Genomic DNA, 19,333 nt, shown 5'->3' with positions numbered 1-19,333 from the left:
AACCCCTGTAGGAGCGACGTAAGTCGCGACGGAGCTTTCCCGGTAAGGCCCGTCGCGACTCACGTCGCTCCTACAGCCTTCCGCCTGGCCACGGCCGGCAGCTGCTAACCTTTCCGCCCATGGGTTACGAACGATACGAACAGCCGGACGCCAGCGCGCCTTCGCGGCTGGGCCAGTACTGGAAACTGATGCGCGCCGACCGCCCGATCGGCACCCTGCTGCTGCTGTGGCCCACCTGGTGGGCGCTGTGGCTGGCCGCGGGCGGGCTGCCGCCGCTGTGGACGCTGTTCGTGTTCAGCGCCGGGGTGTGGCTGACCCGTTCGGCCGGCTGCGTGATCAACGACTACGCCGACCGCTGGCTGGACCCGCACGTCAAGCGCACCCGCGATCGTCCGCTGGCCACCGGCGCGGTGTCCGGGCGGCAGGCGCTGGCGCTGTTCGCGGCGCTGATGGTCGCGGCCTTCGCGCTGGTGCTGACGATGAACCGGCTGACGGTGCTGCTGAGCTTCGTCGGCCTGTTCCTGGCCGCCACCTACCCCTACCTCAAGCGCTACACCCACCTGCCGCAGGTGTACCTGGGCATGGCGTTCGGCTGGGGCATCCCGATGGCGTTCGCCGCGGTGCAGGGCGAAGTGCCGCCGCTGGGCTGGGTGCTGTACGGCGCCAACATCCTGTGGTCCACCGCCTACGACACCTGGTACGCGATGGTCGACCGCGACGACGACCTCAGGGTCGGCTCGCACTCCACCGCGATCCTGTTCGGCGACCTGGACCTGGTGATCCAGGGCGTGCTGTACGCGCTGTTCCTCGGCGCGATGGCGCTGGTCGGCCTGCGCGCGGAACTGGGCCTGTGGTACTGGCTCGGGCTGCTGCTCGCCGCCGCGCTGGTGGCCTGGGAGTTCTGGCTGGCCCGCCACCGCGAGCGCGAGGCCTGCTTCAAGGCATTCCTGCACAACAACTGGGTCGGCGCGGCACTGTTCGCCGGCATCGCCGCCGCGCTGGCCTGGCCCGGCAGCTGAGCCACCTGCGCGCCACCGCACCTCCCGGGAACGACAACGCCACCGATCGGTGGCGTTGTCGTTTCATCCCAGCACGGCGCGACGCAAAGGTCAGCCGGTCCGCCGACGCAGCAGCCGGGTTCCGGCCCATACCTGCAGCACCCCGTACAGCAGCGCGCCCACGCCCACCCACAGCGCGATGGTGATCAGGCCGATGCCCGGCCGCGCGAAGAACAACAGGCCCAGCGCCACCGCCAGCAGGCCGCTCAGCACCAGCATCCATTCGCCCTCGACCAGCTTGCGCAGCTGCACCGCGAACACGATGCGGGCGATGCCGGCGATCACCAGCCACAGCGCCAACAGCCACAGCAATGCCTCGGCCATCTGCGCCGGCTGGCTCACCGCCAATACGCCGAACGCCAGCGACAGCAGCGCGTAGAGCACCAGTACCCAGTTCGGCAGCGCGATGCTCTTGCGGAAGATGCCCAGCAGGCTCACCACGCCGTCGGCCAGCGACAGCACGCCGAACGTCATCACCATCGCCAGTACCGATACCGCCGGCCAGACCAGGGTGGCCACCCCAAACACCAGCGCCAACACACCGAACAACACCAGCGTCCAACCGCCACGGGCGGCCTGTTGCGGAAGACTGTTCACGGTTGCGATCCTCGCCTTGGGGGACGAACCCGCACAGTGAATACGCCGACTTCTCCCGGGTCAAGCCGCCATCCGGCTCACGGCACCCGCGCGCAGACCCAGGCGTCGACCCGCGCCACCCCGGCCCGGCGCAGTGCGGCAGCGGCCGCCTGCAGGGTGGCGCCGGTGGTCATCACGTCGTCCAGCAAGGCCACGTGCGCCGGCAATGCCTGCCCCGCCCGGAACGCGCCGCGCAGGTTGCGGCGGCGCGCCACCGCGTCCAGCTCCGACTGCGCCGCCGTTGCCCGTACCCGCCGCAGGCCATGGCACAACGGCAGATGCAGCTGGCGGGCCAACGGCCGCGCCAGTTCCAGCGCCTGGTCGTAGCCGCGGCGGCGCAGTCGTGCGGGATGCAGCGGCACCGGCACGATCGCCTGCGGCCGCGGCGCCGCCGCCAGCGGCACGGCCATCAGCTGCGCCAGCAGGCGCCCGGCCGCCAGGTCGTGATGGAACTTGAAGCGGCGCAACAGTCCATCCACCGGCGCGGCATAGACCAGCGCCGCCTGCGTCCGCGTCAGTGGCGAACGCGAGCGCAGGCAGGCGCCGCAGATGCCCGTCGCCTCGCCCGCCGGCAGTGGCAGGGCACAGGCTGTGCAGGCCACCCCGTTCCACGGCAGCGCGGCATGGCAGGCATCGCACAGGTCGCGCTCGGCGCTGCCGGCGCCGTGGCAGGCCAGGCAGCGCCCCGGCAGCAGCCAGCGGCCCAGCTGTGCCCAGCCGCTGTAAACCATACGTGCAAGTACATTGTTGACAGCCTTGTCCATGCTCACCAGACTGCCCGGCTTTCGACGTCCTTACTGTCAGGAAATCCCGATGTCCGCTGTCATCCGCCACGACTGGCAACGCGAGGAACTGCTCGCCCTGTTCGCGCTGCCGTTCCCGGAACTGCTGCATCGCGCCGCCGGCGTGCATCGCGAGCACTTCGATCCCGCCCAGGTGCAGGTCTCCACCCTGCTGTCGGTCAAGACCGGCGGCTGCCCGGAGGACTGCGCCTACTGCCCGCAGGCGCAGCGTTACGACACCGGCGTCGATGCACAGAAACTGATGGACACCGAGGCGGTGCTGGCGCGCGCGCGCACGGCCCGCGACGCCGGCGCCTCGCGCTTCTGCATGGGCGCGGCCTGGCGCTCGCCCAAGGACCGCGACATCCCCAAGGTGGCGGCGATGATCGCCGGGGTGAAGGCGCTGGGACTGGAGACCTGCGCCACCCTGGGCATGCTCGAGGGCCACCAGGCCCAGGCGCTCAAGGACGCCGGGCTGGACTACTACAACCACAACCTGGACACCGCGCCGGACTATTACGACTCGATCATCCACACCCGCCAGTACCAGGACCGGCTGGACACGCTCGAGCACGTGCGCCAGGCCGGGCTGAAGACCTGCTGCGGCGGCATCGTCGGCATGGGCGAGACCCGCGAGCACCGCGCCGGCCTGCTGCTGGCGCTGGCCAACCTGCCGGCGCACCCGGACTCGGTGCCGATCAACCGGCTGGTGCAGGTCGCCGGCACCCCGCTGCACGGCAGCGCCGAGCTGGATCCGTTCGAATTCGTGCGCATGATCGCGGTGGCGCGCATCGTCATGCCGAAGTCGATGGTGCGGCTGTCGGCCGGGCGCGAGGCCATGAGCGACGAGCTGCAGGCGCTGTGCTTCCTGGCCGGCGCCAACTCGATCTTCTATGGCGAGAAGCTGCTGACCACCGGCAACCCGGACACCGAACGCGACCGGCAGCTGTTCGCGCGGCTGGGCCTGGAGCCGATGCCGGTCGAGGTCGATGCCGCCGGGCACGACCACCCCGGCACCGTGCACTTCGACATCGTCCGGCCCTGCGCACAGACCGCCTGATCCTTGGCGGCGGCCGGTCGTCGCCGTTGCCCGGGCATCGGCCCCGGCAACCGGTTACGCTTATCGGCCGCCCGTCCATGAACCGACCGCCATGGCCCGTCCCGACCTGCACGAACGCATCCAGGCCCAGCGCAAGCTGCGCGAGGCCCAGGGGCGTATCCGCACCCGCCGCACCGTCAGCCGCCGCGATGGCGTCCGCCTGGAAGTGGACGGCCGCTGGCTGACCGGTTTCTGCAGCAACGACTACCTGGGCCTGGCCCAGCAGTTCGAGGTCGTGGCCGCGCTGCAGGACGCCGCCTCGCGCGATGGCGCCGGCAGCACCGCCTCGCACCTGATCTGCGGCCACCACACCGCGCACGAGGCGCTGGAGCGGGAGATGGCCGACTGGCTCGGCTACCCGCGCGCGCTGCTGTTCGACAGCGGTTTTTCCGCCAACCTGGCGGTGCAGCAGGCGCTGCTGTCCGAGGACAGCGACGTCTGCGTGCAGGACCGGCTCAACCACGCCAGCCTGCTCGACGCCTCGCGCCTGGCCGGTTGCCGCCTGCGCCGCTATCCGCACGTCGATGCCGAAGGCGCCATGCGCCAGCTCAAGCACGCCCCCGACGGCGCGGCGATGCTGGTCACCGACGGCGTCTTCAGCATGGACGGCGACATCGCGCCGCTGCGCTCGCTGTCGCTGGTCGCGCGCATGCAGGAGGCGCTGTTCTACGTCGACGACGCCCACGGCGTCGGCGTGGTCGGCGAACAGGGCCGCGGCTGCGTGGCCGATGCCGGCCTGGGCGTCAACGAAGTGCCGCTGCAGCTGGCCACGCTGGGCAAGGCGCTCGGCGGCCACGGCGCGGTGGTGCTGGGCGAAGAAGCACTGATCCAGCACCTGGCCGAGACCGCCCGCCCCTACATCTACACCACCGCGCTGCCGCCGGCGCAGGCGGCCGCCTCGCTGGCCGCGGTCAAGCTGGCCCGCCGCGACCACTGGCGCCGGCAGAAGCTGGCCGAGCTGATCGGCGTGTTCCGCGAAGGCGCGCGCCGCAACGGGCTGGAACTGATGCCCTCGGAAACCCCGATCCAGCCGCTGCTGTGCGGCGAGGAAAGCGTGACCATGGCGCTGTCCGCGGCGCTGGAGACCTCCGGCTTCCTGGTCAGCGCGATCCGCCCACCCACCGTGCCCGAAGGCAAGTCGCGCCTGCGCGTCACCCTGTCGGCGCTGCACACCCCGGCGCAGGTCACCGCGCTGATCGACGCCATCGCCCGCGCCCGCGACGTGGTGCTGTACCAGCAGTCGCTGACCGCCGCCACCGCCTGAGACCGCTGCTGCCGCCCATGCACATCGACGTTACCGGCACCGGCCCGGCGCTGGTCCTGATCCACGGCTGGGCATTGCATGGCGGCATCTTCGCACCGCTGGTCGAGCGCCTGTCGCCGCACTTCCAGCTGCACGTCGTCGACCTGCCCGGCCACGGCCGCAGCCGCGACGACGGCACCCCGCTGAAGCTGCCCCACGTGGTCGGCGCGATCGCCGCGGCCACGCCGCCGGCGGCGTGGTGCGGCTGGTCGCTGGGCGGCCTGTTCGCGCTGCATGCCGCCGCCACCCTGCCGCAGGTGCGCGGCCTGGCGATGGTCGCCGCCACCCCGCGCTTCGTGCGCGGCGACGACTGGCCGCAGGCGGTCGAACCGGCGGTGTTCGAGCAGTTCGGCCACGACCTGGCCGGCGACTACCGCGGCACCCTGGAGCGCTTCCTGGCGCTGGACGTGATGGGCTCGCAGCACGCCCGCAGCGAACTGCGCACCCTGCGCGAAGCGCTGACCGCGCGCGGCGAACCGGCGCCGCGCGCGCTGCAGGAAGGCCTGCGGCTGCTGGAAGACACCGACCTGCGCAACGCCCTGCGCCGCCTGGACAAGCCCACGCTGTGGCTGGCCGGGCAGCGCGACCGGCTGGTGCCGGCCGCGGCCATGCACGCCGCGGCGGCGCTCGCGCCGCAGGGACAGGCGGTCACCGTGGACGGCGGCGGCCACGCCCCGTTCCTCGGCCATGCCGACCAGGTGGCCGACGCCCTGCAGCGGTTCGTCGCGGCGCTGCCATGAACACCCGCATGCCCCCGGCCCTGGCCACCTCCGGCGCGACGGCATCCGCATGTCCGCCGGCATGAACATCGCCCGGATCAAGCAGCGGCTGGCGAAGCCGGCGACACGCTTCCTCACCGGCGGCTTCAGGCCCATCCATGGGGACGACGAGAGCTGGATCGGCAGGGTCTTCCTGTTCCGCCCGCATGAATCGGTCCCGACCGATGCGGCCGGGGAGCCGATGCTGCCGCTGGCCCAGTTCCACCTCCCCGGCCTGCCCCATCGAGGCCCGCTCCTGGACGGAATCCGCGTGCTGAGCGTCTTCGCCTCGAAGTCGCTCCCGGAACCGTTCGAGGACATGGGCCGCAACTGGCTGGTGAGGGAATACGCCGACGGCGAAACGCTCGTCCGCAAGGACCTTCCCGTCCCGTCGTCGTTCCTGAAGCCTTTTCCGCTGAAGCCCGAGCCGGTCGCCGAGGACTACCCGCTGTGGGACGGCGGCGGCGTTCCGCCCGGGATCGAGCGGGAGCTACTGCGCCTGCAAAGCGAAGGCGCGATCGACAGCTACTACGACCTGATCACCCATGCCTACGAACACAAGATCGGCGGCTATCCCTCGTTCTGCCAGTCGGGCGTCGATCCGGGCGAAGGATTCGAATTCGCCTTCCAGGTCTCCTCCGACGCCAAGGCCAACTTCAACGTCGTCGACAACGGCAGCCTGATGTTCTGGAAGCACGGAACCACGGGAAAGTGGGCCCTCTACTACGACTTCCACTGAATGCCACCGCCGGCGCGTGGCGGGCCTCGCGGCCCCTTCCGCCTCCCGCAAGACCGGCGCGCCACCGCACCGGGCACCACGAGCAAGCCATGAACCAGACCTTCGATCCCCGCCACGTCCGCCGCGCCTTTTCCCGCGCCGCTTCCAGCTACGACGCCGCCGCCGCGCTGCAGCGCGAAGTGGAGAAGCGGCTGCTGGAATCGCTGGACTACCTGGAAGGCCGCACGCCGCAGGTGGTGCTGGACATCGGCAGCGGCCCCGGGCACGCCAGCGCGGCGATGAAGAAACGCTGGCCGAAGGCGCAGGTGATCGCGCTGGACATGGCCGAGCCGATGCTGCGCGAGGCGAAGAAACAGGCCGGCTGGTGGAAGCCGTTCGCGCGCGTGTGCGGCGACGCGCAGGCGCTGCCGCTGCTGGACCAGAGCGTGGACGTGATCTTCAGCAACCTGTGCCTGCAATGGGTGGAAGACCTGCCGGCGGTGTTCGCCGGTTTCCGCCGCGTGCTCAAGCCCGGCGGATTGCTGCTGTGCTCCACCTTCGGCCCGGAAACCCTGATCGAACTGCGCGACGCCTTCGCCCAGGCCGACGACACCCCGCACGTCAGCCGCTTCGCGCCGATCGCCCAGTTCGGCGACGCGCTGATGATGGCCGGCTTCCGCGACCCGGTGCTGGACCGCGACCTGTTCACCCTCACCTACGACGACCTGGCCGCGTTGATGCACGAACTGCGCGCGCTGGGCGCCACCAACGCCATGTCCAGCCGCCGCCACACCCTGACCGGCCGCGGCCGCTTCGCCGCCGCGCAGGCCGCCTACGAGCCGCTGCGCCAGGCCGACGGCAAGCTGCCCAGCAGCTGGGAAGTGATCTATGCCCACGCCTGGGCGCCCGACCCCGGCGCGCCGATCCGCGAACGCGGCCACGACATCGCCGCGGTGCCGCTGTCGGCCATCCCGATCCGCCGCCGCAAGGACTAGCGCGTCCGATGGAATCCGTCGTCCTGCGCGCAGGCCGCTCGAAAAAGCATCTCGCCGCCCCTCTTCCGATCCGGCTCGTTCGCCGCCGCATAGGCAGCCAAGAAAAGCGACACGTCTTTCAACGTGCGCTGGACGGAGTTCGCTGCCGCATAGGCAGCCCAGAAAACGATGGACTACCGATTCCGCTTCTACCTGTGGTGCACTGCCGCGCAGGCAGCTAAGAAAAAGATGGGTGTGGGCATCAACGTGCAGACGCGGTTCGCTGCCGCGTGGGCAGCTCGGAAATTTCACGTTCCAGGGGCACGGCTTTGTCCAGAGCTCGCTGCCGCGTAGGCAGCCAAGAAATCTCTCTTGGAGCAAGCCGCATGGTTACCGGAGTTCGCCGCCGCGCAGGCAGCCAGAAGGCCTCCGGGCGGTCGGCCATGACCAGCCATTTGGCTGTTGAAAAACGCCTTCGCTGCCGGAAATCGCTTCCCGCCCGCGCGGGGACGACGACGGCGTTCTTGTCGGCAGGCTCCCGACGCCAGCACGACCCGGGGCGACACGTCCGCTGCCGGCAGTCCACGGAAGGCAGGGGCGGAGCGCCTTCGCCCCGGCGATACGGCCAACGGTGAGGATCGCCTTCCGCCCACCCGCACCAGCCTGCCACCGCCGCGCTCAGGCGCCTTTCACCAGCAGGTCGCGGTGGAAGAAGTAGACCTCCTGCACCAGGAAACGCCAGCGGGTGTGGAAGCTGCGGAAGCGCGTGCTCGGGGTCGACGAAGCCAGCGCGTCGATTTCCAGTTCGCGGCACAGCCGCAGCGCGCGCGCCATGTGCAGCGGATCACTGACGATGATGGCGCGCTGCAGGCCGTGCTGGCGCATCAGCAGCCGCGCCTGCTCCAAATTCTGGCGGGTGGTGCGCGACACGGTCTCGATCAGGATCGCCTCCTCCGGCACCTGCTGGCGCAGCGCATAGCGACGCGCCACCTGCGATTCGGCGAAACGCGCGCGGGTGCCGCCGTAGCCGCCGGTGAAGATCAGCACCGGCGCATAGCCGCGCTGGTACAGGTCCAGGCCATGGCGGATGCGTTCTTCGAACACCGGCGAGGGCTTGGCGTCGTAGGCGGCAGCGCCGAGCACGATGATCGCGTCGGCCGGCGCGGCCTGGTCGTGGTCGCCCACCCACACGATCCAGGTGGCCACGCCCAGCAGCCACAGCAACAACAGCAGTCCCAGCCGCCACAGCCAACCCCACAGCCCGCGCCTGCCGCGCCGGCTCATGCCGCCGCCCATGGCAGCGCGTCGATATCGACATTGCCACCGGACAGGATCACGCCGACGTTGCGCCCGGCGAAGCGCTCCGGCTGCGCCAGTACCGCTGCCAGCGCGATCGCCGAGGACGGCTCCACCGTCTGCTTGGTCACCTGCCACAGCAGCCGCATCGCCGCGACGACGGCGTCATCGGCCACCGTCACCACACTGGCTGCGCCATGCAGCAGCGCGAAGTTCGGCGCGCCGAGGGCGCCGCGCAGACCATCGCATACCGTATCCGGGACGAAATCGACCCGGCGCTCGCCGGCCGCCAGCGAACGTGCGGTATCGGCCGCTCCTTCCGGTTCGGCCAGTACCAGTTCGCAACCGGGGGCCAGATGCTGCAGCGCCAGCCGCGTCCCCGCCGCCAGCCCGCCGCCGCCGACCGGGACCACCAGCGCTTCCAGCCCCGGCACGGCCTGCAGCAGTTCCAGCGCCGCCGTCCCCTGCCCGGCGATCACCTGCGCATCGGCGTAGGGGTGCACCAGGGTCGCCCCGGTTTCGGCCTGTACCTGCGCGCAGCGTTGCTCGCGATCCGTGATCGTGGGCGCGCAGCGCCAGAGCACGGCGCCATGGCGGCCGATGTTGGCCAGCTTGGCCGCCACCGCACCTTCCGGCACCACCACGTGACAGGCGATGCCGCGGGTGCGCGCGGCCAGCGCCAGCGCCGCGCCGTGGTTGCCGGAGGAATGGGTGACCACGCCGCGTTCCGCCTGTTCCGGCGTCAGCGCCCACACCGCGTTGCAGGCGCCACGGAACTTGAACGCCCCGCCGCGCTGCAGGTGTTCGGCCTTGAAGTGCAGCTGCGCCCCGCTCAGGGCATCGAGCTCGCGCGACCGCAGGATCGGGGTCAGGGACGCGTGGGGCGCAATACGCGCCGCGGCCGCCAGTACGTCGGCAACGCCGGGCAGGGAGGAATCGCTCATGGACAAAGGTTAACGTAGCGCCATGGCCGCCGGCCATGCCGGTCCGGCATTCAGCCGCGGCCGTGGGGGTTAAGGACCGATTCAATGCCCGGCGCCGAAGCTGGCACCATACCCATCAGGGGGGAATGCTCATGAAGACCCGTTTGATCCTTGCCGCAGGCCTGTTGCTCGGCCTGTCCGGTTGCGCCACCTACGACTACACCGGCAACGGCGCGGGCGGGTATTACCACGGCACGCCCTCGACCCAGTACCGCTACCCGGCCGGCTACGGTTCCCCGTACGGCTATGGATCTCCGTACGGCTATGGCTACAGCAGCTATGGCTACGGCTACTACGGGAATTACGGGTACTACGGCTATCCGGGCTACATCTACCGGCCACCGCCCTCCCACGGCCACCGTCCGCCGCCGCGTCCGTCCGAGCCGGGTCATGGCGGCGGCAAGCCGACCCGTCCGCCGCCGCCGCACGACGGCGGAAGCAGCAAGGCGCCCTGGCGCGACCTCGACCGCCTGCAACGGCCGCAACCCCGCGACCAGCAGCAGCGCGCGGTCCAGCAGCAGCGGCAGGCCATCCCGGCACGTCCGGCGGCCCAGGCGCCACGACCCGCCGTGCAGGCCCGCCCGGCGACGCAACCACGCCCGGCACCGGTGCGGCGCGAGGCTTCTCCACGCCGCAGTGAGACCGTGCGCACACAAGAGCGATAAAGGGGCTTGCATTTGGGATCGGAACAGGGCCAATCTACGCAAACGGAGTGACGGCCTGCGTCGGTTTGTGACCTACAGGGCCGAAACCCCACACATTTTCAATGTCGATGTCCGACAGGAAATCTGGATCCCCCCTGTTCCGGCCCTGTCGGGCGTCGGCGCCCATAACGCAAAAAGCCCCGGTTTTCCGGGGCTTTTTGCTGTCTGCGGCATGCGGATGCGGTCATCCGCGCAAAGGATAAGGGCCGACAGTCCCCCGACTGCCGGCCCTTGGCTTCCCCAACGTGCGCCTGGCTGGCCCCTGTTCCAATTCCAGCCTTTGCGCCTGTGTCGCATGCCACGATGGGTGCATTGGGATGAATCGCACGATCCATGCCAACTCTGGCGCCGGCTCATCGCCGGGCCGTTGGCGCTAAAATCGCCATCCCATGGCCGCGCCGCCATCACGCGCGTTCCGCCTTCCCCCCTCGCCTGCCCGGCGACGTCCAAGACACTGCGATGAGCGATTCCTTCTACCGTTACGACGTCATCGTCATCGGCGGCGGCCACGCCGGCACCGAGGCCGCGCTGGCCGCGGCCCGTGGCGGCGCGCGGACCCTGCTGCTGACCCACAACGTCGAGACCGTCGGCGCGATGAGCTGCAACCCGGCCATCGGCGGCATCGGCAAGGGCCACCTGGTCAAGGAGATCGACGCCCTGGGCGGGGCCATGGCCCATGCCGCCGACCTGGCCGGCATCCAGTGGCGCACGCTCAACGCCTCCAAGGGCCCGGCGGTGCGCGCCACCCGCTGCCAGGCCGACCGCAACCTCTACCGCATGGCGATCCGCCGCATCGTCGAGGCGCAGGACAACCTGACCGTGTTCCAGGCGGCCGTCGATGACCTGCTGATCGAGGGCGACGCCGTGCGCGGCGCCGTCACCCAGACCGGGCTGACCTTCCATGCCCCGGCCGTGGTGCTGACCGCCGGCACCTTCCTCGCCGGCAAGATCCACATCGGACAGACCCAGTACACCGCCGGGCGCATGGGCGACCCGCCGGCGACCACTCTGGCCGCGCGCCTGCGCGAGCGCCCGTTCGCCATCGACCGGCTCAAGACCGGCACCCCGCCGCGCATCGATGGCCGTTCGCTGGATTATTCGGTGATGGAAGAACAACCCGGCGACGATCCGCTGCCGGTGATGTCCTTCCTCGGCGACGTGCGCGAGCACCCGCGGCAGGTCAGCTGCTGGATCACCCATACCAGCGAGCGCACCCACGAGATCATCCGCAACGCGCTGCACCGCTCGCCGCTGTACAGCGGCCAGATCGAAGGCATCGGCCCGCGCTACTGCCCCTCCATCGAGGACAAGGTGGTGCGCTTCGCCGAGAAGGCCAGCCACCAGATCTTCGTCGAGCCCGAGGGGCTGGACGTGGTGGAGATCTATCCCAACGGCATCTCCACCTCGCTGCCGTTCGACGTGCAGCTCGAATTGGTGCGCAGCATCCGCGGCTTCGAGCACGCGCACATCACCCGCCCCGGCTACGCCATCGAGTACGACTTCTTCGACCCGCGCGGGCTGAAGAACACGCTGCAGACCAAGCAGGTGTCCGGCCTGTTCTTCGCCGGCCAGATCAACGGCACCACCGGCTACGAGGAAGCCGCCGCGCAGGGCCTGCTGGCCGGCCTCAACGCCGCCCGCTTCGTGCGCGGCCAGGATGGCTGGTGCCCGCGCCGCGATGAGGCCTACATCGGCGTGCTGGTGGACGACCTGATCACCCACGGCACCAACGAGCCGTACCGCATGTTCACCAGCCGCGCCGAGTACCGGCTGCAGCTGCGCGAGGACAACGCCGACGCGCGGCTCACGCCGGCCGGCCGCGAGCTGGGACTGGTCGACGACCGCCGCTGGGCCGTGTTCGAGGCCAAGCAGGCCGCCGTCGCCGCGGAAAGCGCGCGCCTGCGCGGACTGTGGGCGACCCCGGCCAACGCGCTGGGCCGCGAAGTGCTGGAAGCCACCGGCGTGGCGGTGAGCCGCGAAACCAACGTGCTGGACCTGATCAAGCGTCCCGAGCTGGACTACGCCAAGCTGATGCAGGTGGCTTCGCTGGGCCCGGGCGTCGACGACGCCAAGGTCGCCGAGCAGGTGGAGATCGGCGTCAAGTACGCCGGCTACCTGGACCGCCAGCGCGAGGAGATCGAGCGCCAGCAGCGCCACGAGAACACCGCCATCGCCGAGGATTTCGACTACGCCGGCGTGCGCGGCCTGTCGGCGGAAGTGCAGCAGAAGCTCGAGCGCGTGCGCCCGCAGACCATCGGCCAGGCCCAGCGCATCCCCGGCATGACCCCGGCCGCGATCTCGCTGCTGCTGGTGCACCTGGAGCGCGCACGGCGCAGCCGGGTGGCGTGAGCCGTCCTGGCGCCGCCGACCGGCAGCCGTCGTTTCCATGCAGGCAGCAACCCGGCGGCATGCGTCCCGGCATCAATCGGGTGCCGGGACTCCCGGCGACCAAGCCGGCGAAGTCGCCGGGTGACCAGCCTGCCGGCTGTTGAAGAGCGCTTCCCGCCTGCGCTGGGATGACGGGGCCAAGGTCGCGAAGCCGGCGTCTGGTGCCGGGGTACAGATCGCACGAAAGGCGTCAGTTGCCCGCCTGATGCGGAGGCGACGATGCAAAGCACAGGAAGCGCCGACCCACGACGCAGACGCCCCTGCCGGCGACCTGGAACCAGGCCCTCAGTCGTTCTCTTCCGCCGCCTCGCGCCCCTGCTGGCGGATGATCGCCTCCTGCCGCGCATCCTCGATCGAGGCCTGCACCGCGCGCACGTCGGCGCGACGGGTGTCGAACACGAAGCGCCCGGTCAACGCCGTGTCGCCGCGCAGTTCCCCCTTCTCGTACAGCGCCCACATCTCCTCGCCGTGGTGCAGCGCGGCCAGCGCCGGGGCGAAGCCGGCCAGGTAATCGCGGATCCTGTGCACGTCGTGCAGCAGCATGGCGCGCGCTGAATTGTTGCCGGCGGCGCTGACCACCTGCGGGAAATCGATGATCACCGGCCCATCCGGCGCCACCAGCACGTTGTATTCGGACAGGTCGCCATGCACCAGCCCCAGGGCGAGCATGCGCACCACGTCGGCGACCAGCATGGCGTAGAACGCCTCGGCCTGGGCCGGCTCCAGATCCACCTCGCCCAGGCGTGGCGCGCTGTGGCCATCGGCGTCGGTCACCAGCGCCATCAGCAGCACGCCGTGGAAATAGCCGTACGGCTGCGGCACGCGCACGCCGGCGTCGGCCAGCTGGTACAGCGTGGTCGCCTCGATGTCCTTCCACGCCTCTTCCTGCTCGCGGCGGCCGAACTTGCTGGCCTTGCCCATCGCCCGCGCCTGCCGGCTGCCGCGTACCTTGCGCCCTTCCTGGTAGACCACGCGCGACTGGAAGCTGCGCTGGGCCATGTCCTTGTAGAGCTTGGCGCACAGCACCTCGTCGCCGGCACGCACCACGTAGACGGACGCTTCCTTGCCGCTCTTGAGCGGCCGCAGCACCTCGTCGATCAGGCCATCGTCGACCAGCGGCTGCAGGCCCTTGGGAGTTTTCATGAAAAGTGGCCGGGGCCAGGCAACGTAGGGGGGCGGATTATGACCCAGCACTGCCGTGAGGGCGTGTTGCAGGGCGAGGAGTACAGTGGCCGCGCACGCCACCGCCCTGGCGGCGATGCCGGAGGCTGCATCGATCCACCACAGGCGAGGATGTCATGAGCAAAGGGATGAACCAGAAGAAAAGCGAGAAGAAGCAGCCCACCCGGACGCCGAAGGAAAAGCGCGCGGCCAAGCAGGAAAAGAAGAAGCAGTGACCCGGTCCGGCAGGATGCGGCGATCGCAACGCCGTCTCCGTGCCGGACCCGCCCGCCGCACCCGCTCCAGAGATCCCGCATGCGGCCACCGCGGGACAAAGGCGCCCCCGACTGTCCGCGATCGCGAACCCGGCCAGCCGCCCCCCATCAGGCCACGACAACCACCCGATTGCCCGCGCGCATAGCCGCTGGCGCGGTGGTCGGCCCGCCACCGGATGGATGCAGCCGCACCGGCAACGTTCTGGCGGATTACCGATCCGTGGAGGCGGGCGGGCGCGGGCGCTGCAGGAAGTCCACCACCGCCTGCACCCAGGCGGCATGGGAGTCCTCGACATGGGCCACATGGTCGGAGGCCGGCAGCGTCACCCAGCTGCGGTCCGCGGTGGCCAGGCGCAGGTACAGGCGCGCATTCTCGTCCTGGGTGGCCAGCGGGTCGTGCGCGCCACGCAACAACAGCACCGGAGTGGTCCGTACCCGCTCGGGCTCGAAGTGGAACTCCGCGGCCGCGCGCCAGTCGGTCCGCACCGGATCGGCCGCCAGCGCCTGCACCACGTAGGCATCGCGCACCGCCTGCGGGCAGGCGCCGGCGACGATGAAATCCGAAGCGGCGGCCTCGGCGGTGGTGCGCCGGCGCGGCGGCCGCGCCGCATCCGAACCCGGCTCGGCGGCCACCTGCACCGCCGCGTCGACATCATCGGGGAAGCCGTACAGCACCGCCGCCGACAATCGCTGCGGCGATTGCTGGGCCACCAGCAACGCCAGCCGTGCACCGTTGGAATAGCCCAATAGCGCCGGTGGCGGCAGGTCCGGATGGCGGCGGGCGATCCAGTCCAGCACCTCGGCCACGTCGGCCGCCGAACGCGCCGGCGTGTTCCAGCCGCTGGCGTCGCGCGGCGTGGCGCCATAGCCGCGCAGGTCCACCGCGTAGGCCGCATAGCCGGCCCGGGCCAGCGCGGCCAGCACCGAGCGCGAGTCGGCCGGTTCGCCCGGCACCTGCAGGTCGAAGTTGGGCAGCGCGCTCCAGGTGCGCCCATGCACCAGCAGGAGGGTCCCGCGCGGATGCGCCGGCAGCCGCGACCACACCGCCAGCGGCAGGCCGTCGTCGGCGACGACGTGATCCTGCCGGGTCTGCGGCCCGGGTTGCGGGCGCGCCTGCGCGGCGACGGAGACCAGGGCCAGCAACAGGGCCAGGCAGGCGGCTCGAAGCATTGGGGCGCTCCAGCGGAATGGAAATCGCATGATCGCCGCGATCGCCCGGCGCGGTCATCTCCATCGGCCATGGGCTGATGCCGGCCGGTGCCGCTGGCCACCCGGACAGGTCCCGCGTGTGATCCCGCTGCAGCTGGTGCATCTGGACCACGCGCGTGGCCTAGACTGTCGGGCCAGCATCAACGATCCACAGACATGGATATCCACCCGATCGCGCCGGAGAAGCGCGAAGCGGTTCTTGCCGCACTGGAACAGATAGAACGCCAGCACGACGTCCGCGTGCTGATGGCCTGCGAATCCGGCAGCCGCGGATGGGGATTCTCTTCTCCGGACAGCGACTACGACGCGCGCTTCATCTACGTGCACCGGCAACCGTGGTACCTGAGCGTCAACGAGCGCACCGGGCCCGGCGAAGCGCAGCGCGACGTGATCGAACTGCCGATCGACGCGGAGCTGGACATCAGTGGCTGGGACCTGCGCAAGGCGCTGCGACTGGTCTCCAAGTCCAATCCGACCCTGTCCGAGTGGCTGCGTTCGCCGATCCTGTACCGGGAGGATGCGCAGGCCACCGCGCGCCTGCGCGACGCGGTACAGCGGTTCCATTCCCCACTGGGCAGCTGGTGGCATTACTTCAACATGGCCCGCACCAACCATCGCGGCTACCTGCGCGGCGAACGGGTGCGCACCAAGAAATACCTGTACGTGCTGCGCCCGCTGCTCGCCTGCCAGTGGATCGAAGCCGAGCCGACGCCACCGCCGATGGCGTTCGAGCTGCTGCTCGACCGCCTGCTGCCCGACGGGACCGTGCGCCACGCCATCGACCGGTTGCTGGCGCTCAAGCGGGCCAGTGCCGAGGTGGCCGATGGCCCGCGCATCGGCGCCATCAGCGACTACATCGATGCCGAACTGGACCGGCGCGCCGGCGCAGCCCCCTCGCTCCCTGCCGGTCATGGCGACGCCGAAGCGCTCGATGCGCTCTTCCGGCAGATGCTGGCCGACCACGCGCCTCGCTGAGGCCGGCGGCCACGGCGAGAGTGCGCGCTATCATGGCGCGCATTTCCGCTGTTTTTCCGGAGTTCCGTCATGGCGCCACTGCGCCCCTTCCTGGACAAGATGCCCGTACTGGGCGAGCGCGTGTATGTCGATCCGGCATGCACCATCATCGGCGACGTGGTGCTGGGCGACGACGTTTCGGTGTGGCCGGGCACGGTCATCCGCGGCGACGTGAACCACGTGCGCATCGGTGCGCGCACCAACATGCAGGACGGCACGATCGTGCACGTCAGCCACGAAAGTCCGTACAACAAGGGCGGCTACCCGACGATCATCGGTGAGGGCGTCACCGTCGGCCACGGCACCATCATCCATGCCTGCAGCATCGGCGATTACTGCCTGATCGGGATGGGCGCCTGCGTGCTCGACGGGGCGGTGATCGAGGACGAGGCGTTCATCGGCGCCGGCGCGGTGGTCGGCCCCGGCAAGCGGGTCAAGCGCGGCGAGCTGTGGGTGGGCAATCCGGCGCGGCCGGCGCGCATGCTCTCGGAGAAGGACATCGAAGGCCTGCGCTATTCGGCCGACCACTACGTCCGGCTGAAGGACCAGTACCTGGGCAGCGCCAGCTGATCCCACCCTCCCCCTACTCCCGATCCCCCGCATGAAATTCGAAGGCACCTCCCGTTACGTCGCCACGCCGGAGCTGATGCAGGCGGTCAACGCCGCCATCGCGCTGCAACGCCCGCTGCTGGTCAAGGGCGAGCCCGGCACCGGCAAGACGCTGCTGGCCGAGGAAGTGGCCGCCGCGCTCGACGCGCCGCTGCTCACCTGGCACGTCAAGTCCACCACCAAGGCGCAACAGGGCCTGTACGAGTACGACGCGGTCAGCCGCCTGCGCGACTCGCAGCTGGGCGAGGCGCGGGTGCACGACATCGGCAACTACATCCGCCGCGGCAAGCTGTGGGAAGCGTTCGACAGCGAACGTCGCGCGGTGCTGCTGATCGACGAGATCGACAAGGCCGACATCGAGTTCCCCAACGACCTGCTGCACGAGCTGGACCGGATGGCGTTCGACGTCTACGAGACCGGGCAGACGGTCAACGCGCGGCATCGCCCGGTGATCCTGATCACCAGCAACAACGAGAAGGAGCTGCCCGACGCCTTCCTGCGCCGCTGCTTCTTCCACTACATCAGCTTCCCGGACGCGGAGACGCTGCGCCGGATCGTCGACGTGCACTTCCCGGATATCGACCAGCAGCTGGTCGGCCGTGCCCTGCGCGCGTTCTTCGAGCTGCGCGAGGTCCCGGGGCTGAAGAAGAAGCCCTCCACCTCCGAGCTGATCGACTGGCTGCGGCTGCTGATGGCCGACGAACTGGCCGCGCGCCAGTTGAGCGATGCCGAGCCGTCCAGGGCATTGCCGCCATTGGCCGGGGCGCTGATCAAGAGCGAACAGGACGTGCAGCTGCTGGAGCGGCTGATGTTCCTGCATCGCCGCCAGAGCCGCTGAACCATGGCCGGGATCGGCTTCCCGCATGGCCGGCGCGAGCAGCTGGCCGCCGACCTGCAGCGCTGGCTGGCCGACAACACCGGCACCGAACTGGGCAGCTTCGACGCGGGTTTCCTGCTGGACTTCATCGGCCAGACGCTGGGCCCGCATTACTACAACCAGGGCGTGCGCGATGCGCAGGCGGTGCTGGAGCAACTCGGACAGGCGGAGCGCTGAGCCGTGTTCCTGCGCCTGTTCCACGCCCTGCGCGAACAGCGCGTGCCGGTCACCCCGCGCGAGTGGCTGGACCTGCTGGGCGCGCTGCAGGCCGGCGTCGGCGACCCCACGCCCGAAGGCTTGTACGCGCTGGCGCGCACCACCCTGATCAAGGACGAGCGTCACTACGATCGCTTCGACCGCGCCTTCGGCCGGTACCTGGGTGAGGTGGCCGCCGCGCCGGCCGAAGCGCTGGCCAAGGTCATCCCCGAGGATTGGCTGAGCAACGCGCTGCAACGCGAGCTCAGCGACGAGGACAAGGCGAAGATCCAGCAACTGGGCAGCCTGGAGGAACTGATGAAGCAGTTCGCCGAGCGCCTGGCCGAGCAGGACGAGCGCCACGAGGGCGGCAACCGCTGGATCGGCACCGGCGGCACCAGCCCGTTCGGTCATTCCGGTTTCCATCCCGGCGGCATCCGCGTCGGCGGGCAGGGCCGCAACCGCAGCGCGGCCAAGGTCTGGGAACAGCGCAGCTTCGCCGAGCTGGCCGGCGATGCCGAACTCAGTCCGCGCAACCTCAAGCTGGCCCTGCGCCGGCTGCGCAAGTTCGCCCGCAGCGGCGCGGCCGAGGAGTTCGACCTGGAAGGCACCATCGCCGCCACCGCACGCGACGGCGGCCTGCTCAACGTGGCGATGCGCCCGGAACGGCGCAACGCGGTGAGCGTGTTGCTGCTGCTGGACATCGGCGGTTCGATGGACGACCACGTGCACGCGGCCGAAGCGTTGTTCGGCGCCGCCCGTGCCGAGTTCAAGCGGCTGCAGCACTACTACTTCCACAATTTCACCTATGGCCACGTGTGGACGCATGCGCGGCGCGCTGCCGGCGACCGGGTGGATACCTTCGACCTGCTGCACCGCTACGGGCCGCACCACCGGATGGTGTTCGTCGGCGACGCGGCAATGCACCCCTGGGAAATCGCCGCGCCGGGCGGCTGCAACGAGGCCTGGAACGAGGAAGCCGGCGCAGTGTGGTTCCAGCGCATCCTGTCCCACTTCCCGCACGTGGCCTGGATCAACCCGGTGCCGCGCGAGCGCTGGGACCATACCCCGTCCACCCGGATGGTCCGGGAACTGCTGGAGGAACGCATGTTCCCGCTCACCCCCGACGGCCTTGGCGAGGCGATGACGCGGCTGGCGAAATAGCCGGCGACAGTTCTCCGGAATGGCCAGCACCGGGACTTTCCGCCCTTTCGGGCTATGAAAGCACCACCGCCACCGGCTAAAGTCCCGTCCACGACGGGAGCAGTCGAGACACGCATGCCGATGGCATCCG

The 19,333-nt window shown here is 70.2% G+C and carries 19 protein-coding genes; 13 read left to right on the top strand and 6 right to left on the bottom strand.

All coding sequences use genetic code 11. The annotated features are described in order from the left end of the window. Positions 1–119 precede the first annotated feature (119 nt). Complete coding sequence (ubiA, locus tag OK345_RS13790) at positions 120–1,019, top strand: 4-hydroxybenzoate octaprenyltransferase (protein WP_265128564.1); 900 nt, start codon at positions 120–122, stop codon at positions 1,017–1,019. A 90-nt stretch (positions 1,020–1,109) separates the two neighbouring features. On the opposite strand, the gene OK345_RS13785 is transcribed toward ubiA, so the two are convergent. Next, complete coding sequence (locus OK345_RS13785) at positions 1,110–1,655, bottom strand: HdeD family acid-resistance protein (protein WP_265128563.1); 546 nt, start codon at positions 1,653–1,655, stop codon at positions 1,110–1,112. Positions 1,656–1,732: 77 nt separating this feature from the next. Beyond that, positions 1,733–2,458 (bottom strand): ComF family protein, encoded by a 726-nt coding sequence (locus OK345_RS13780; RefSeq protein WP_265128562.1) that lies wholly within the window; start codon positions 2,456–2,458, stop codon positions 1,733–1,735. Between the two features lie 49 nt (positions 2,459–2,507). Between OK345_RS13780 and bioB the strand changes: the two genes are divergently transcribed. The 5 genes from bioB (at position 2,508) to bioC (ending at position 7,349) form a co-directional block, all read left to right on the top strand. After that, positions 2,508–3,536 carry a biotin synthase BioB gene (gene bioB / locus OK345_RS13775; RefSeq protein WP_265128561.1) on the top strand — a complete coding sequence of 343 codons (1,029 nt, stop codon included), beginning with the start codon at positions 2,508–2,510 and terminating at the stop codon, positions 3,534–3,536. Beyond that, positions 3,466–4,839 (top strand): 8-amino-7-oxononanoate synthase, encoded by a 1,374-nt coding sequence (bioF, locus tag OK345_RS13770; protein ID WP_265128560.1) that lies wholly within the window; start codon positions 3,466–3,468, stop codon positions 4,837–4,839. The genes bioB and bioF overlap by 71 nt, the downstream gene beginning before the upstream one ends. Positions 4,840–4,856: 17 nt before the next feature. Next, positions 4,857–5,618 carry a pimeloyl-ACP methyl ester esterase BioH gene (bioH, locus tag OK345_RS13765; protein ID WP_265128559.1) on the top strand — a complete coding sequence of 254 codons (762 nt, stop codon included), beginning with the start codon at positions 4,857–4,859 and terminating at the stop codon, positions 5,616–5,618. 49 nt (positions 5,619–5,667) lie between these two features. Continuing rightward, positions 5,668–6,375 (top strand): DUF1963 domain-containing protein, encoded by a 708-nt coding sequence (locus OK345_RS13760; protein ID WP_265128558.1) that lies wholly within the window; start codon positions 5,668–5,670, stop codon positions 6,373–6,375. A gap of 89 nt (positions 6,376–6,464) precedes the next feature. Further along, on the top strand, positions 6,465–7,349 hold the full coding sequence (gene bioC, locus OK345_RS13755) for a malonyl-ACP O-methyltransferase BioC (RefSeq protein ID WP_265128557.1): 885 nt from the start codon (positions 6,465–6,467) through the stop codon (positions 7,347–7,349). Positions 7,350–8,006: 657 nt separating this feature from the next. Here bioC and OK345_RS13750 read toward each other — a convergent pair. Beyond that, positions 8,007–8,624 carry a YdcF family protein gene (locus OK345_RS13750; RefSeq protein ID WP_265128556.1) on the bottom strand — a complete coding sequence of 206 codons (618 nt, stop codon included), beginning with the start codon at positions 8,622–8,624 and terminating at the stop codon, positions 8,007–8,009. After that, entirely contained in the window at positions 8,609–9,568 is a 960-nt protein-coding gene (locus OK345_RS13745; protein WP_265128555.1) for a pyridoxal-phosphate dependent enzyme, read from the bottom strand. Before OK345_RS13745 ends, OK345_RS13750 begins: the two co-directional genes overlap by 16 nt. A 131-nt stretch (positions 9,569–9,699) precedes the next feature. On the opposite strand from OK345_RS13745, the gene OK345_RS13740 reads away from it, so the two are divergent. Then, positions 9,700–10,272, top strand: a complete 573-nt coding sequence (locus tag OK345_RS13740) for a hypothetical protein (RefSeq protein WP_265128554.1) — start codon at positions 9,700–9,702, stop codon at positions 10,270–10,272. A gap of 498 nt (positions 10,273–10,770) precedes the next feature. Continuing rightward, on the top strand, positions 10,771–12,660 hold the full coding sequence (gene mnmG / locus OK345_RS13735; RefSeq protein ID WP_265128553.1) for a tRNA uridine-5-carboxymethylaminomethyl(34) synthesis enzyme MnmG: 1,890 nt from the start codon (positions 10,771–10,773) through the stop codon (positions 12,658–12,660). Positions 12,661–12,984: 324 nt separating this feature from the next. Here mnmG and OK345_RS13730 read toward each other — a convergent pair whose 3' ends face one another. Both OK345_RS13730 and OK345_RS13725 read right to left on the bottom strand, forming a co-directional pair. Continuing rightward, the gene (locus tag OK345_RS13730) at positions 12,985–13,842 is read right to left on the bottom strand and encodes a PA4780 family RIO1-like protein kinase (protein ID WP_265128552.1); all 858 of its coding nucleotides are present in this window, start codon (positions 13,840–13,842) and stop codon (positions 12,985–12,987) included. A gap of 503 nt (positions 13,843–14,345) precedes the next feature. Further along, positions 14,346–15,305, bottom strand: coding sequence for an alpha/beta hydrolase (locus OK345_RS13725; RefSeq protein WP_265128551.1), 960 nt, complete (start codon positions 15,303–15,305; stop codon positions 14,346–14,348). 195 nt (positions 15,306–15,500) lie between these two features. On the opposite strand from OK345_RS13725, the gene OK345_RS13720 reads away from it, so the two are divergent. The 5 genes from OK345_RS13720 (at position 15,501) to OK345_RS13700 (ending at position 19,203) form a co-directional block, all read left to right on the top strand. Beyond that, complete coding sequence (locus tag OK345_RS13720) at positions 15,501–16,319, top strand: nucleotidyltransferase domain-containing protein (protein ID WP_265128550.1); 819 nt, start codon at positions 15,501–15,503, stop codon at positions 16,317–16,319. A gap of 69 nt (positions 16,320–16,388) precedes the next feature. Next, entirely contained in the window at positions 16,389–16,928 is a 540-nt protein-coding gene (locus tag OK345_RS13715; RefSeq protein ID WP_265128549.1) for a gamma carbonic anhydrase family protein, read from the top strand. Between the two features lie 31 nt (positions 16,929–16,959). Further along, entirely contained in the window at positions 16,960–17,805 is an 846-nt protein-coding gene (locus tag OK345_RS13710) for an AAA family ATPase (RefSeq protein WP_265128548.1), read from the top strand. Between the two features lie 3 nt (positions 17,806–17,808). Further along, positions 17,809–18,021, top strand: coding sequence for a DUF2164 domain-containing protein (locus OK345_RS13705; RefSeq protein ID WP_265128547.1), 213 nt, complete (start codon positions 17,809–17,811; stop codon positions 18,019–18,021). Between the two features lie 3 nt (positions 18,022–18,024). Continuing rightward, a complete protein-coding gene (locus OK345_RS13700) occupies positions 18,025–19,203 on the top strand; it encodes a vWA domain-containing protein (RefSeq protein WP_265128546.1) in 1,179 nt (392 codons plus the stop codon). The last annotated feature ends 130 nt before the right edge of the window (positions 19,204–19,333 follow it).

Origin of the sequence: Xanthomonas chitinilytica (assembly GCF_026107455.2) — a bacterium.
Taxonomy (GTDB): domain Bacteria; phylum Pseudomonadota; class Gammaproteobacteria; order Xanthomonadales; family Xanthomonadaceae; genus Stenotrophomonas; species Stenotrophomonas chitinilytica.
This window is presented reverse-complemented; position numbering and strand designations above follow the sequence as displayed.